The sequence below is a fragment of the Halogeometricum limi genome (assembly GCF_900115785.1).
Lineage (GTDB): Archaea > Halobacteriota > Halobacteria > Halobacteriales > Haloferacaceae > Halogeometricum > Halogeometricum limi.
Map to the genome: position 1 here is coordinate 481,889 of NZ_FOYS01000002.1, position 13,384 is coordinate 495,272.

Annotated in this window: 15 protein-coding genes; 5 read left to right on the forward strand and 10 right to left on the reverse strand. The window is 67.8% G+C overall.

Features of this window, described 5'->3' with window-relative positions:
- Positions 1–7: 7 nt before the first annotated feature.
- Together BM282_RS07385 and BM282_RS07390 are read right to left on the reverse strand one after the other, a co-directional pair.
- Entirely contained in the window at positions 8–763 is a 756-nt protein-coding gene (locus BM282_RS07385) for an ABC transporter permease (RefSeq protein ID WP_089878671.1), read from the reverse strand.
- Positions 760–1,737 carry an ABC transporter ATP-binding protein gene (locus BM282_RS07390; protein WP_089878674.1) on the reverse strand — a complete coding sequence of 326 codons (978 nt, stop codon included), beginning with the start codon at positions 1,735–1,737 and terminating at the stop codon, positions 760–762. Before BM282_RS07390 ends, BM282_RS07385 begins: the two co-directional genes overlap by 4 nt.
- A 132-nt stretch (positions 1,738–1,869) precedes the next feature.
- Between BM282_RS07390 and BM282_RS07395 the strand changes: the two genes are divergently transcribed.
- Complete coding sequence (locus BM282_RS07395; RefSeq protein ID WP_089878677.1) at positions 1,870–3,255, forward strand: PQQ-dependent sugar dehydrogenase; 1,386 nt, start codon at positions 1,870–1,872, stop codon at positions 3,253–3,255.
- Positions 3,256–3,258: 3 nt separating this feature from the next.
- Here BM282_RS07395 and BM282_RS07400 read toward each other — a convergent pair whose 3' ends face one another.
- On the reverse strand, positions 3,259–4,263 hold the full coding sequence (locus BM282_RS07400; protein ID WP_089878680.1) for a Gfo/Idh/MocA family protein: 1,005 nt from the start codon (positions 4,261–4,263) through the stop codon (positions 3,259–3,261).
- A gap of 98 nt (positions 4,264–4,361) precedes the next feature.
- On the opposite strand from BM282_RS07400, the gene BM282_RS07405 reads away from it, so the two are divergent.
- Positions 4,362–5,384 carry an aldo/keto reductase gene (locus tag BM282_RS07405; RefSeq protein WP_089878683.1) on the forward strand — a complete coding sequence of 341 codons (1,023 nt, stop codon included), beginning with the start codon at positions 4,362–4,364 and terminating at the stop codon, positions 5,382–5,384.
- A 21-nt stretch (positions 5,385–5,405) separates the two neighbouring features.
- Here BM282_RS07405 and BM282_RS07410 read toward each other — a convergent pair whose 3' ends face one another.
- Genes BM282_RS07410 through BM282_RS07425 form a run of 5 tightly spaced genes read right to left on the reverse strand, consistent with a single transcriptional unit; the run spans position 5,406 to position 8,274 of the window.
- A complete protein-coding gene (locus tag BM282_RS07410; protein ID WP_089878686.1) occupies positions 5,406–5,819 on the reverse strand; it encodes a hypothetical protein in 414 nt (137 codons plus the stop codon).
- Positions 5,820–5,822: 3 nt separating this feature from the next.
- Entirely contained in the window at positions 5,823–6,053 is a 231-nt protein-coding gene (locus tag BM282_RS07415; RefSeq protein ID WP_089878688.1) for a SelT/SelW/SelH family protein, read from the reverse strand.
- Positions 6,054–6,077: 24 nt separating this feature from the next.
- Entirely contained in the window at positions 6,078–6,203 is a 126-nt protein-coding gene (locus BM282_RS18930) for a hypothetical protein (protein ID WP_281244791.1), read from the reverse strand.
- Positions 6,204–6,253: 50 nt separating this feature from the next.
- On the reverse strand, positions 6,254–6,922 hold the full coding sequence (locus tag BM282_RS07420; RefSeq protein ID WP_089878691.1) for a DUF7546 family protein: 669 nt from the start codon (positions 6,920–6,922) through the stop codon (positions 6,254–6,256).
- Entirely contained in the window at positions 6,922–8,274 is a 1,353-nt protein-coding gene (locus BM282_RS07425) for a heme o synthase (RefSeq protein ID WP_089878694.1), read from the reverse strand. Before BM282_RS07425 ends, BM282_RS07420 begins: the two co-directional genes overlap by 1 nt.
- 167 nt (positions 8,275–8,441) lie before the next feature.
- Here BM282_RS07425 and coxB point away from each other — a divergent pair, with 167 nt between their 5' ends.
- Entirely contained in the window at positions 8,442–9,221 is a 780-nt protein-coding gene (gene coxB / locus BM282_RS07430) for a cytochrome c oxidase subunit II (RefSeq protein ID WP_089878697.1), read from the forward strand.
- Between the two features lie 195 nt (positions 9,222–9,416).
- On the opposite strand, the gene BM282_RS07435 is transcribed toward coxB, so the two are convergent.
- Positions 9,417–9,887 carry an adenylyltransferase/cytidyltransferase family protein gene (locus BM282_RS07435; RefSeq protein ID WP_089878700.1) on the reverse strand — a complete coding sequence of 157 codons (471 nt, stop codon included), beginning with the start codon at positions 9,885–9,887 and terminating at the stop codon, positions 9,417–9,419.
- The gene (locus tag BM282_RS07440; protein WP_089878702.1) at positions 9,884–10,378 is read right to left on the reverse strand and encodes a Mov34/MPN/PAD-1 family protein; all 495 of its coding nucleotides are present in this window, start codon (positions 10,376–10,378) and stop codon (positions 9,884–9,886) included. Before BM282_RS07440 ends, BM282_RS07435 begins: the two co-directional genes overlap by 4 nt.
- Before the next feature lie 120 nt (positions 10,379–10,498).
- On the opposite strand from BM282_RS07440, the gene BM282_RS07445 reads away from it, so the two are divergent.
- Positions 10,499–11,365, forward strand: coding sequence for a fructosamine kinase family protein (locus BM282_RS07445; protein WP_089878704.1), 867 nt, complete (start codon positions 10,499–10,501; stop codon positions 11,363–11,365).
- An 87-nt stretch (positions 11,366–11,452) separates the two neighbouring features.
- A complete protein-coding gene (locus BM282_RS07450) occupies positions 11,453–13,375 on the forward strand; it encodes a DHH family phosphoesterase (RefSeq protein WP_089878707.1) in 1,923 nt (640 codons plus the stop codon).
- Positions 13,376–13,384: the final 9 nt, after the last annotated feature.

A 13,384-nucleotide genomic window follows, 5' to 3' on the forward strand; every position in this document is an offset into this window, starting at 1 on the left:
GACTCGCTCAGTCCGTCCGGGGGATGGCGACTGCGCCCGCCGCGAAGAACACGAGGGCGAGCACCGCGAGAATCCCGAGGTTCGTCCAGGGGTCGCCCGCACCCGTCGTCACCGCGCGGACGCCGCGTGCGAAGTACGTCAGCGGCGAGAGGTCCATGGCCGGGCGGAACCACGCCGGTAGGAGGTCCGGCGTGACGAACGTCTCCGAGAGGAACAGCAAGGGGAGTGCAACGGCGTTCGACGCCGCGATGACGCCGTCCTGCGAGTCGGCGACGCGGCCCAGAATCGCCCCGAGGCCGCAGAACAGGGTGACGCCGAGGGCGACGAACAGGACGATGCTGAGCGTCGCGGGGCGAAGCGGGAGCGACACGCCCGTGACGACGACGGTGAGGACCAGAAGGAGCAACGCCGCCAGTCCGATGACGACGACGTTCACGAGAATCTGCCCGAGAAGCCACTCGTCGCGCCGCAGGGGCGTCGTCGCCAACTTCTCGAAGCGGTTGCCGTCTCGGTGCCGAGCGATGGTCGACCCCACCCGCGAGAGCGGCGTGAACAGGACGACGACGGCGAGGTAGCCCGGCACGTAGTAGGCGGGCGGTTCGGCGAACAGGCCGCCGCCGGTCGGTTGCGTCTGCACCAACGCGCCGAAGATGAGCACGATGATGACCGGGAAGAAGAACGTGAAGAACACCGCCGTCCGGCGGCGGAGGAACGAGTGCCACGAGGCGACGAACTCCGCGCGGATGCGCGAGAGCGAACTCATTCGCCACCCCCGCGGCCGCGCCGTCGACCGCGACCGGACGACTCCGCGTCGGCCGAGACGACGTCGCTCGGACGCGCCTCGAACGACTCGCCGGTCAGCGAGAGGTAGACGTCTTCGAGGTCCGGTTGCGTCCAGGTGAGGGCCTCGTAGTCGACGTCGGCGGACTCCAGTTCGGTCACCGCGTCGCCGATGTCCCGCGGTGCGAGACCCTCGAAGACGAGCGTTCCGCCGCGCGAAGAGAGACGGTACGTCCGACGGACGAGGTCCGGCAGGTCGCCGGGCGTCGCGTCCGTCTCCACTTCCAGTCTGCTCGCGCCGCCGTGTTCGGCGACGAGTTCGGCGGGCGTTCCGACGGCGACGAGTTCGCCCGCGTTCAACAGGCCAACCCGGTCCGAGAGGCGTTCGACTTCGGCCATCGAGTGACTCGTGAGAAACACCGTCGTCCCGCCGGCGGCGAGGCCGTCCAAGAGGTTCCACAGCGAGCGACGACCGGCCGGGTCGATGCCGGTGGTCGGTTCGTCCAGGAAGAGCACGTCCGGGTCGTTCACCAACGCGGCGGCGACGCACGCCCGTCGTTGTTGGCCGCCCGAGAGCTTCTCGTACCACGTGTCGGCGTCGTCGCCCGTGAGACCCACGTCCGCGAGGACCGACTCGGGGTCGCGCGCCTCGTCGTACAGACCGGCGTAGTACTCGACGAGTTCGCGGGCCGTGAGTCGAGACGCCGGCGAGAACGACTGCGGGAGGAGCCCGATTCGGTCGCGTTCGACGTCCGTGGGCGACGTCCCCAAGACGCTGACCGACCCCTGTACGGCCGTCGTCCCCGTCAACGCCCGGACGAGCGTCGTCTTGCCCGCCCCGTTCGGGCCGATGAGTCCGAACACCTCGCCCGCCCGCACGGAGAGCGAGACGCCCGAGAGGGCCTCGTTGTCGCCGTACGACTTCCGAACGCCGTCGGCGACGAGTACCTCGTTCATGGCCGAATCTGTGCGGCGTCCGGTGGTAAGGATTCGGATTCCGCGACGAGAGGCGGGGCGAGCGCCGGGGAGCTACTGTCACTCGTTCGACTAGAACCAACGCTTATTCGCGCGCGGCCCTCCGGATACAGTATGTCCCCCACGTCCGACAGTCTCTCTCCTGCGTCCCGCCGGCGCGTCCTCGCCGCCGGGTTCGCCACCGTCCTCTCGGGCCTCGCCGGGTGTAGTTCCGCCCCGACCAGCGGCGACGACGGAACCGACGACGAGACGGCCCGAACCGGCGGCGAGACGGGAACGAGCGACGGACCCGCCGACGCCAGCGTGGCCGTCGAACGCGTCGCCGAGGGGTTCGTCTCGCCCGTCGACTTCTACGCCCCCGCGGGGACCGACCGACGGTTCGTCGTCGACCAACCCGGCGCCATCTACGAGGTGACGGCCGACGGCGCGCGCGACGCGCCCTACTTCGACGTCCGTGACCGGGTGGTCGACCTGAACGGGTACGACGAACGCGGCCTCCTCGGCGTCGCCCCGCACCCCGAGTTCGCCGAGAACGGTCGCCTGTTCGTCCGGTACAGCGCGCCTCGCCGGCAGGGAACGCCGAACAACTACAGCCACACGTTCGTCCTCAGCGAGTTCACCGTCGACCCCGAGGCGCGGACGGCGAGCGTCGACGACGAGCGAACGCTGTTGGAGATTCCGCAACCGCAGTCGAACCACAACGCCGGCGCCGTCGGGTTCGGTCCCGACGGCTACCTCTACGTCGCGACGGGCGACGGCGGGGGCGGCGGCGACAGCGGAACCGGTCACGTCGACGACTGGTACGACGCCGTCTCGGGCGGCAACGGACAGGACGTCACCGAGAACCTGCTGGGGAGTATCCTCCGCATCGACGTCGATTCGGAGGGTGACGGCCGTCCGTACGGCATCCCCGAAGACAATCCGCTCGTCGGGCGAGACGGCCTCGACGAGCAGTACGCGTGGGGCTTTCGAAACCCGTGGCGGTTCTCCTTCGACGTTCGGGGGTCCGACGACTGGGACCTCTACGTCGCCGACGTCGGGCAGAACGAGTACGAGGAGGTGAGCATCGTGGAGAACGGCGGCAACTACGGTTGGAACGTCCGCGAGGCGACGCACTGCTTCCGCGCGAACGACTGCCCGACGACGACGCCCGACGGCGACCCCCTCGTGGACCCGGTGATAGAGTACCCGCACTCGGGCGACGGCGCGTCCGGAATCGCCGTCGTCGGCGGGTACGTCGTCCGCGGCGATAGCCTGCCGGAACTGACGGGCGCGTATCTGTTCGCCGACTGGCGAACCGGCGGGCGACTGTTCGCCGCCGACCCGGGTGCGGAGACGACGCCGTGGCCCGTCGCCGAGGTGCCGTTCGCCGGCGACGCGAAACCGGGGTCGTTCCTGACCGCGTTCGGACGCGACGGCGACGACCTGTACGTCCTCACGACGGGCGTGCGCGGAATCACGAAGAACTCGGGCGAACTGTTCCGTCTGGTCGCTCCGTAGTCTCTAGATATCGGTGTCGACGGCCACGCGCCGCCCCGACTCCGCGGACTCGTAGGCCGCTTCCGTCAGCGCGGTCACTTTCACGGCGTCCATCGCCGGTATCTCCAACTCGGCGTCGCCGCGAACCGCGGCGACGAAGTTCGCCAACTTCCGGTCGGTTAACTCGTCGAATCCGCCGTGGTGCGGCGTCGCCTCGTACGCCGTCCCGTCTTCGACGACGCGGACCGTCTCGCCGTCGAACGAGATGGAGCCCTCGGTGCCCCAGATGTGGATTCCCTCTCCCGGTGCCGGACCGCTCTGCCCCGCGCCGGAGACGCCGATGCTCGCCGTCAGTCGGTCGCCGAACCGGTCGAGAGAGACCGCGAGGGCGGCGTTCACGTCGACGTCCGCGCCGCGGTGGTCAACCGTCGCGGCCACGTCCACCGGCGTACTCCGCGTCGTCCAGAGGAGGGCGTCCAGCAGGTGCGACCCGGAGTCGTACAGTTGGCCGCCGCCGGAGAGTTCGGGGTCGGCGCGCCAGCGACCTTCGTTCCACGATATCCACTGCTGTTCGAGGTGGCCGGTCACCATGTGCGGGTCGCCGATACGTCCCTCGTCGATGAGCCGTCGAATCTCGCGGAATCGCCCGTCGAAGTGTCGCTGGTAGCCGACGGCGAGCACCAGTCCGTCCTCGCGGGCCTGCCGAACGAGCGTCTTCGCGTGCGAGAGGTCCGTGACCATCGGTTTCTCCAGGTGGACGTGGACGCCGTGCTCCAGACACGCCATCGCGTGGTCGTAGTGGAGGGTGTGCGGCGTCGAGATGATGGCGGCGTCGGCGTCCACCTCGTCCAGCATCTCCTCGTGAGAGTCGTAGACGTCGCGGCCGAGTTCGTACTCGAACGCGTCTCTGGCGTCCGCCGAGGGGTCAGCCCCCGCGACGACGCGGACGCCGTCTACCGAGTCTATTGTCCGGCACTCCAATCGACCGAGGTCGCCGAGGCCGATGGCGACGACTGCGGTTTCAGACACACTGCGACGGGAGGTGGGTGAGGAGAAAAACCCTCCGACAGCGACGGTCCGTTGCCTCGGCTAGCACACTTTTGCACCGGCCATCCGTCTGTCCGCACATGAGCCTCGACTATCGACGCCTCGGCAGTACGGGCACGAAGGTATCGGAACTCTGCTTCGGGACGTGGCGCTTCGGCCGCGAGTCAAGCGGCGTCTTGGAGACGTCGAAGAAGGAGGCGCACGACCTCTTGGACGCGTTCGACGCCCACGGCGGGAACTTCATCGACACCGCGAACGTCTACGGCAACCCCAACGGTCGCTCGGAGGCGTGGATAGGCGACTGGTTGGCCGAGAAGGACCGCGAGGACTACGTCGTCGCCTCGAAGGTGTACTTCGGGTTCGACGAGGACAACCCGAACGGGTCAGGCCTCTCGCGGACGCACATCCGCAACCAGATTGAGGGCACGCTGGACCGCCTCGACACCGACTACCTCGACCTCTACTACATCCACCGCTGGGACGAGGAGACGCCAATCGAGGAGACGCTCAAGACGCTGAACGGCCTCGTCGAAGAGGGGAAGGTGAACTACCTCGGCGCGTCGACGATGGCGGCGTGGCAACTGACGAAAGCGCTCTGGAAGTCCGACGTGGAGGGCCTCGAACGGTTCGAGGTCACCCAACCCCTGTTCCACGCGGGCTACTACGAGGACGTGAAAGACTACCTCGACGTCTGCGGTGACCAGGGGCTCGCAGTGTGTCCGTACTCGCCGCTCGCGGGTGGCTTCCTCACCGGGAAGTACGAACGCGCCGACCCGGACGACCCCGAGAAGGTCGTCGCGCCCGACGGCTCTCGCGGCTCCTTCGACGAACGGTTCGACCGCTTCTACCTCTCCGAGCGCGGGTGGGAGGTGCTGGACGCGGTTCGCACCGTCGCCGACGAGGTGGACGCCTCGCCCGCGCAGGTGGCGCTTCGCTGGTTGATGGACTACCGGGACGCGACGGTGGTACCCATCGTCGGCGCGCGCACCCGAGAACAGTTAGACGAGAACGTCGGCGCGGCAGACGTGGACCTCTCGGACGACCAGTACGACCGCATCATGGACGCCCGCTACGCCGAGGAAGGACGCCTCCACGGGCACTGATTCGCCCGTCACGGCCCGCGTTCAGGCGTAGTCGAGGTCCCGCAGGTAGTCGCAGCAGACGTGCGCGTAGAGCACGACAGCGACGAAGACGGCGAGACGGCCGACCCCCGCGAGGACGAGCGAGAGCGTGAGAACGCCGCCGACGAGGTGATGACTGAACAGTCGTCGTCTCCGGAGGCCGCCGTCGATGTCGGCGAACACCTTCTCCTGTTCGACCAGTCCGACGCGAGGGTTGCGCACCGCGCGGGCGAGGTTGTGCCAGTCGCCGGTGACGCCGCGGGCGACGACGAAGTGGTCTAAGTCGACGAAGACGCTCAGCAGGACGCCGCCGAGGACCACGCCCGCGAGCACCGCCGTCCCCGCGTCGGGGAAGACGACCAGTGCCGCCGGGACGGACACCGCCGCGCCGACGACGGCGTGTTCTGCCGACTTCACGGTTCAGACCGACGAGCGGACGCGGCGCGTTATCTCGTCGACGTCGTACTCGTCGTCGGCTTTGTCCCAGACCACCTCGCCGTCGACGGCGACGGTGAGGACGCCGTGGTCGCCGGTGACCAGCGACACGCGGTCCAACCGCTCGCCGAACTGGCTCAGGAGGGCGTGTTGGATGGCTTCGGCTCTGTCGAGGAACTCGCAGGGGACGCAGTACTCTATCTCCACGTCGGTCATACGTGGACTGCTCCGGCCTGGTAATTAAACGTACGCGCCGGTCAGTCGGCGAGGGAGACGACGGTGTCGGCGGGCGTCCGGCGACCCGACGCATCCGGTCGAGAGACCGGCGACGCTGGCGAGGAGGACGCGGCGAAAGAGGCGGGACATGGTCGGAGATTGCTCGACGTGCAGTAAGTGTCTTCAGGTGACGAGAGCGGTCAGTCGCCCTCGGAGAACCCGAACGGCCGCCAGTAGAGGAGGGCGACGGTGACGACGAAGACGAGCGTCGAGATGTCGTACGAGAGGTCGAACGTCGCCGCGACGAGCGCCGAACTACTTCCGAACACGCCGGTCAGGAGGGAGGCGAGGATGGGCCACGAACAGGAGACACAGGAGAGCAGACCCAGCAATCCCGACACCGCAGAGCCCGAAGCGTCGATGACCGTCGCGTAGACGAGGTACGCCAACGCGAGGTAGCCGACGACGCGGGCGGGCATGAGGACGACGGCGACGTACGGCGTCGTGAACACGGGTGCCGGTCCCCACCCGGGGGCGAGGGTGGCGAGTCGCGCGCCCCAGTCGGCCCCCGACGGAACCGAGGAGACGACGATACCGCCCGCGACGGCGAGTGCAACGAGGTAGCCGACGGCGACGACGCCGGCGCGCCGTCTCGTCTTCTCGTCCGCCGGCGCCGGCGTCGTCTTCCAGACGGCGAGGACGCCGACGGCTATCCAGAGGAGTCCGTAGAACGCGTAGCGCGGTTGCGTAAGCGTGATGTCGGCGAGGAGGACGTACGCGAACGCCAAGATGCCGAGCGTGTTCGCCAAGAGGCCGACGTAGAGGAGGTCACGGTCGAACGCGACTCTGAGAGATTCGGTGACGCCCATCAGACGGCGAGCGTGTCGACGACGACGGCCAACAGGAGCATCCCGAGGTAGGCGTTCGAGGCGTGGAACGCGCGGAACGCGGCCGACTCCGTCTGTTCGTAGTGCAGGCGGACGACGAAGTAGAGGAACACCGCGCCGAAGACGACGCTCGTCAGCGCGTAGACGAGGCCGAGACCCTTCAGCGCCGCGAGTGCGCCCGCCGCGACGAGCGTCGCGCCGAGGTACCAGAGGATGTGCTTTCGCGTCGTCGTCTCGCCGCGGACGACGGGCATCATCGGGAACCCGCCGCGGGCGTAGTCGTCCTTGTACGCCAACGCGAGGTTGTAGAAGTGCGCGGGCGTCCAGAGGAAGATGACCGTCGCCAAGAGGAGGCCGCCGAAGCCGATGCTCCCCGTGACGGCCACCCAGCCGATGAGCGCCGGAAGCGCGCCCGCCGCGCCGCCGATGACGGTGTTCTGGACCGTGTTCGGCTTCAGGATGAGCGTGTAGACGACGCTGTAGAAGAGGATGGCGGCGACGCCGAGGACGGCCGCGAGGGTGTTCACCCACGCGAACAGCGCCACGGAGGCGACGGCGAGAGCGACGCCGAACGCGATGGCGTGGCTGACGGGGACCAAGTCGACCGCGAGGGGTCGGTCGCTCGTCCGCTCCATGCGCCGGTCGATGTCGCGTTCGAGGACGTGGTTGAACGTCCCCGACGCGCCGATGGAGAGGACGCCGCCGCCGAGCGTCGCGAGGACGACGGCGGGCGAGAGGCCGGTACTCGTCGTCGCCGCCAGCGCCATGCCCGCCGAGGCGACGAGGCAGAGCAGCCACATCAGCCGCGGCTTCATCAGGCGGAAGTAGGCGTTCGCCGTCGCCTTCGCGCGTTCGACGGGGTCCGTCGGGACGACGGGTTCGTGCGGTCGCTCGGACGGCAGGTCCGGTTCGGGTCGCTCCTGCGGTCGGTCCGTCGGGTCGCCCGTGTCGGACTCCAACGTCCACGCGAGCGCGAGGACGAGGCCGCCGAAGATGGCCATGCCGACGGCCAGATGGACCGTCGACAGCGTCGTTCCCGCGCCGTCGACGGCGACGAGCGCGCCCAGTCCGGCCTGGACCGGGTAGAGGACGCCCGCGACGACCATCGCGCCGAGCACCCGGCGGCTCACGCCGGTCCGGAGGCCCGCGACGAGCGTCGCGACGCCGAGGAGGCCGACGACGACGGCGGCCAGTCGGTGGCCCACCGCCAGCCATCCGGCCGCGGTGGTCGGTGCGGCGAAGCCGTCACCGCAGACCGGCCACGCGGTGCACGCCGCCGCGGCGTCTGTGAGGGCCGTCGTCGCACCGACGAGGAGCAGGAGGTAGACGCCCATCGCGGTGGCGGCGAGGAGGCCGTGAAAACGGTCGTGTGTGCGGTTCGAGTCCACGAATAGTCACCTGTCGGTCCTTCGTAACCGGCGTACTTAGACTCCGCGCTTTCCAGAGTGCGCGACGAAAAGACAGCAACTATTTAGGCACTTGTTCCTAAGCGCAAACCAAGATGCGAAAGACGCGTTTAGCGCTCGTTTCGGCCCTCTCGGTGCTCGTTCTCGCACTGTTTGTGGACCCTGTCGCCGCCCAGCCGTCGGCGACTGCCGAGCTCATCAACGAGCTGAACAGCAAGCTTCTGTACGTGGCCATCCCCATCACCGTCCTCGTCGAGGTCATCCTCCTCTACGCGGTGATCAAGTTCCGCAACAACGACAACCCGCTCCCGACGAAGGAGAACCGTCGCCTCGAAATCACGTGGACCATCGCGACGGCCATCATCCTCCTGTTCGTCGGCGTCGCCTCCTACGGCGTGCTGGCGAACGACAACGTCACCTACCAACCGCAGACCGAACTCGAGGGCGAAGAGCCCGTCGTCGTCCACGCCGAGGCGTTCCAGTGGGGCTGGGAGATGTCCTACCCCGAGGAGGGCAACTTCAGCAGCGGTACTGAGATCGTGATCCCCAAGGACCGCCCCGTGGTGTTCCAAGTGACGTCGAGAGACGTGATACACGGCTTCCACGTCCCCGAGCTGGCGCTGAAGACGGACGCGATGCCCGGGCAGGAGAACCTCATCAAGACCGTCGCGTACGAGGAAGGCACCTACCAGGGCTACTGCACCGAGTACTGCGGCGTCGCGCACTCGCAGATGTACTTCACCGTCGAAGTCGTCTCGCAGGAAGAGTACCAGCAGTGGGTCGCAGAGCAGCAGAACAGCAGTGGCGGCGAGAGCGGCGGAAACAGCACGGCGCAGAACAGCAGTAGCGTCGCGCCGCCCGCACTCGCACAGTAACGCACAGCGGACCGTTCTCTCGAACCGTCTCTTCGTCTTCCCGGTCTCTTTTCCTCTCCCGACGACGCTCGTCTCTGCAGTCGCTGGGCTTCGCCCTCTGTCGCCACTCCGCTATCGATGCACGGCAACGCCGCCGCTGGAGAGCCGTCGCTCACGGGCGCCTTCGGTACCCGACTCGGAGAAACGCTCGGTGGATTACTGCGGCGCGCCGTCTGACGACTCGGATTCGGCCTCGTCGTCGCGGACGGCGAGGATGCGGTCGATGATGCGACCCGTCGAGAGCAGTTCTCCCTCGTAGGCTGGTTCGCGACCCGACGCGCGAGTGACCTCGCAGTCGATGTCTCGCGCTCGGAGGGCGGCGCGGATTCCTTCGGGGTCGTGGTGTTGGTCGTGGCCGAGGACGATGACGTCCGGTTGGATGCGTTCGATGGGAACGAAGATGTCTTCGAGGTGGCCGAGGTGCGCTTCCGTCACCATCGAGAGGGCGTCGACCATGTCGCGACGCTGCCGGTCCGGGAGGATGGGTTTGGCCTTGTGCGTGACGTTCTCGCGCCGAGCGACGATGACGTGGAGTTCGTCGCCGAGGGCGGCCGCGTCGCTCAGGTAGTGGAGGTGGCCGGGGTGGAGGATGTCGAACGTCCCCTGTGCGATGACGCGGCGGGTCATCGGTCGAACTCCTCTTCGTCGAGGCCGAGGTCGGACTCGTCGAAGTCGAAAAAGTCCTCCGGGTCGGGGAGGTCGACGTCCAGTACGTCGAGCGTCGTCGGCGACCCCTCCTGGTCGAACGCCCGCCAGTCGCTTCGGCGGTACGGGTGTCCGAGGATGAGGTGGACCTGTCCCTGGCCGAACGTGTCCAGGTCGGCGTCGCTGGGGCGGAGGACGCCGTTCGGGTGCGAGTGAACCGACCCGACGACGCGGAAGTCGTTCGGCACCATGTTCGAATCGACCGTCGCGCTCACGGGGTCGGACTTCGTCCCCGGAATGATGAGGACGTCGGTGATGACGGTGCCCGACTCGTCGAGGCCGACGCGTCTGGCGTCTTCGCCGCGGAGAAAGCCCATGTACTCGTTCGGATGAGTCTCCTTGGACGCCTCCAACGCGAACTCGAGTGCCTCCTCGGCGATACCGAGAATCTCTTTCGACCGGAAGAGGCGCATGCCACCAACTCCGGTTCGTCGGCATCTAAGAGTTCCGGTCCGTGAAGCGCCGAAATCGGGAGACTGCGGCGCGATGCCCGAAGCGTCACTCTCAGGGTGCCGGCGAACCCAGACGGTCGTATGCCAGACGAGACGCCGTCCGCCGAGACGATTCGCACCCGCGCGGAGTCACAGTTCGAGTCGCCGGTGACCGCGCTCTCGGAACTCGACGGCGGCGAGGTCGGAACCGTCTACCGAGTCGAGTTCGCCGACCGGTCTCCTGTCGTCGCGAAAGCCGGGGACACGCCGCTCACCGTCGAGGCGGAGATGCTCCGCTACCTCGCCCGCGAGTCGCCGCTTCCGGTCCCCGAGGTGTACGACGCGGCCGACGACCTCCTGTTCTTGCAGTACGTCGACGGCGACGGGCGGTTCACCGAGTCGGTCGAACGCGATATCGCCGACCACCTCGCCGCCCTCCACGAGGTGACAGCCGACCGGTCGGGGTTCTCGTTCGACACGCTCAGCGGGCCGTACCACTTCCCGAACCCGTGGACCGAGTCGTGGGTCGAGTTCTTCCGCGAGCACCGACTGCTGGACGTCGCCGACGCCGCCGCCGCGGAGGGGACGCTTCCCGCCACCGACCGGGAACGCGTGACCGCTCTCGCGTCCGACTTGGACTCGCTCCTCGCCGAACCGGACGAACCTTCACTCGTCCACGGCGACGTGTGGCGCGAGAACGTCGTCGTCCGCGACGGCCGCGTCCGGGCGTTTCTCGACCCCGCGACGTACTACGGCCACCCCGAGGTCGAACTCGCGTACGTCGCCGCCTTCGACGGGTTCGGCGACGCCTTCTTCGACCGGTACGACGAACTGCGCGGAATCGACCCCGGGTTCTTCGAGACGAGAGCGACGGTGTACGGCGTCCACCCGCTTCTCGAACACGTCCGCTACTTCGGCCGCGACTACCTCCCGCACCTCCGCGAGGCGTTGGACGAGTTGGGCTACTGAGCGCGGTCGCGAGGTGACTGGATTCGACCGCCTCGGACCCCGACGCGCATGTAAAGTCTTAACCGCCGGCCACCACTTGAATCGACCATGACCGTCGAAAACGCCGGGGATTCCGGCGGCGAGTCCGGTTCGAATTCGGACGCGGACTCGCGACCTGTCGTCTACGATTTAGCACCGAACTGCACGCTCGAAGACACCGAAGTCGGCGCGCACTACCACGCCGTCGTCAACGGCGTCGTCGAGTACGGCGTCTTCGTCGACGTCTCCGACGAGGTGTCCGGCCTCGTCCACGAGTCGAACCTCGACCGCACCTACGAAGTCGGTGACCGTCTGGTCGTCACGCTCGAAGAGGTCCGCGAGAACGGCGACGTCGCGTTCGACACGGCGAACTTCGACGACTACCAGACGAAGACCGTCGACTACGAACCCGACATCACGCCGATAGCCGACCTCGAAGCGGGGTCGGACGTGTTCGTCGAGGGCGTCGTCGCACAGATCAAACAGACGGGCGGTCCCACCGTCTTCCGCATCTCCGACGACACCGGTATCGTCTCCGCCGCCGCCTTCGAGGAGGCGGGCGTCCGCGCCCACCCCGAAGTCGAACTGGACGACGTCGTCCGCGTCAGTGGCACCACCGAGAGCCACGAGGGTGCGCTCCAACTCGAAGTCGGGTCGATGACCCGACTCGACGACGAGGCGGCCGCAGAGACGCGACAGCGTCTGGCGTCCGCGCTCGACGAACGCGCCGAACCGAACGACGTCGACCCCCTCGTCGAGTGGTCGGCGTTCGAGAAACTCCGCGACGACCTGCGCGACGTCGCTCGTCTGCTCCGCCGGACGGTCCTCGAAGGCCGTCCCATCCGCGTCCGCCACCACGCCGACGGCGACGGCATGTGCGCGTCCGTTCCGGTCCAACTGGCCTTAGAGAACTTCATCAGCGAGGTCCACGACGACGACGACGCGCCGCGACACCTCATCAAGCGCCTCCCCTCGAAGGCGCCGTTCTACGAGATGGAAGACGTCACGCGCGACCTGAACTTCGCCTTAGAGGGTCGCTCGCGGCACGGCCAGCGACTCCCCCTCCTGCTCATGCTCGACAACGGGTCGACGGAGGAAGACGTCCCCGCCTACGAGAACCTCGCGCACTACGACGTGCCTATCGCCGTCGTCGACCACCACCACCCGGACCCCGAGGCGGTCGAACCCCTCCTCGACGCCCACGTCAACCCCTACCTCTACGACGAGGACTACCGCATCACGACGGGGATGATGTGCGTCGAACTCGCGCGGATGATAGACCCCTCGGTCACGGACGACCTGAAGCACGTCCCCGCCGTCGCCGGCCTCTCGGACCGCTCGAAGGCCGAGGCGATGGACGATTTCGTCGAACTCGCCGAGAGTCAGGGCTACGACCGAGAGAACCTCCTCGACATCGGCGAAGCCCTCGACTACGCGGCGCACTGGCTCCGCTACAGCGACGGGCAGTCCGTCGTCAACGACGTGCTCAACGTCGGCTGTGACGACGAGTCGCGCCACGAGGAACTGGTCGAGTTCCTCGCGACGCGGGCCGAACGCGACGTGGCCCGGCAACTGGACGCCGCGGAGTCGCACGTCGAGAGCGAGACGCTCAGTTCGGGCGCGCACCTCTACACCATCGACTTGGACGAGTGGGCGCACCGCTTCACCTACCCCGCGCCGGGGAAGACGACGGGCAAACTCCACGACCAGAAGGTCCAAGAGATGCAAGAACCCGTCATCACCATCGGCTACGGTCCGGACTTCGCCGTCCTCCGCTCGGACGGGGTGCGACTCGACATCCCGCAGATGGTCGCCGAACTCAACGAAGAAGTCGTCGGCGGCGGCGTCTCCGGCGGCGGCCACCTCGTCGTCGGGTCCATCAAGTTCGTGAAGGGCATGCGCGGCGAAGTCATCGACAGCCTCGTCGAGAAGATGGCCGACGCGGAACTCGACGCCGAACTCTCCTCGCAGGGCGTCGACGCGGAACTGTAAGTCGGTTCT

Bases quoted from the DNA above. Each gene is read 5' to 3' on its own strand.
- BM282_RS07385 (WP_089878671.1), bottom strand. From the start codon at position 763: ATGAGTTCGCTCTCGCGCATCCGCGCGGAGTTCGTCGCCTCGTGGCAC.
- BM282_RS07390 (WP_089878674.1), bottom strand. From the start codon at position 1,737: ATGAACGAGGTACTCGTCGCCGACGGCGTTCGGAAGTCGTACGGCGAC.
- BM282_RS07395 (WP_089878677.1), top strand. From the start codon at position 1,870: ATGTCCCCCACGTCCGACAGTCTCTCTCCTGCGTCCCGCCGGCGCGTC.
- BM282_RS07405 (WP_089878683.1), top strand. From the start codon at position 4,362: ATGAGCCTCGACTATCGACGCCTCGGCAGTACGGGCACGAAGGTATCG.
- BM282_RS07415 (WP_089878688.1), bottom strand. From the start codon at position 6,053: ATGACCGACGTGGAGATAGAGTACTGCGTCCCCTGCGAGTTCCTCGAC.
- BM282_RS18930 (WP_281244791.1), bottom strand. From the start codon at position 6,203: ATGTCCCGCCTCTTTCGCCGCGTCCTCCTCGCCAGCGTCGCCGGTCTC.
- BM282_RS07420 (WP_089878691.1), bottom strand. From the start codon at position 6,922: ATGGGCGTCACCGAATCTCTCAGAGTCGCGTTCGACCGTGACCTCCTC.
- BM282_RS07425 (WP_089878694.1), bottom strand. From the start codon at position 8,274: ATGGGCGTCTACCTCCTGCTCCTCGTCGGTGCGACGACGGCCCTCACA.
- coxB (WP_089878697.1), top strand. From the start codon at position 8,442: ATGCGAAAGACGCGTTTAGCGCTCGTTTCGGCCCTCTCGGTGCTCGTT.
- BM282_RS07435 (WP_089878700.1), bottom strand. From the start codon at position 9,887: ATGACCCGCCGCGTCATCGCACAGGGGACGTTCGACATCCTCCACCCC.
- BM282_RS07440 (WP_089878702.1), bottom strand. From the start codon at position 10,378: ATGCGCCTCTTCCGGTCGAAAGAGATTCTCGGTATCGCCGAGGAGGCA.
- BM282_RS07445 (WP_089878704.1), top strand. From the start codon at position 10,499: ATGCCAGACGAGACGCCGTCCGCCGAGACGATTCGCACCCGCGCGGAG.
- BM282_RS07450 (WP_089878707.1), top strand. From the start codon at position 11,453: ATGACCGTCGAAAACGCCGGGGATTCCGGCGGCGAGTCCGGTTCGAAT.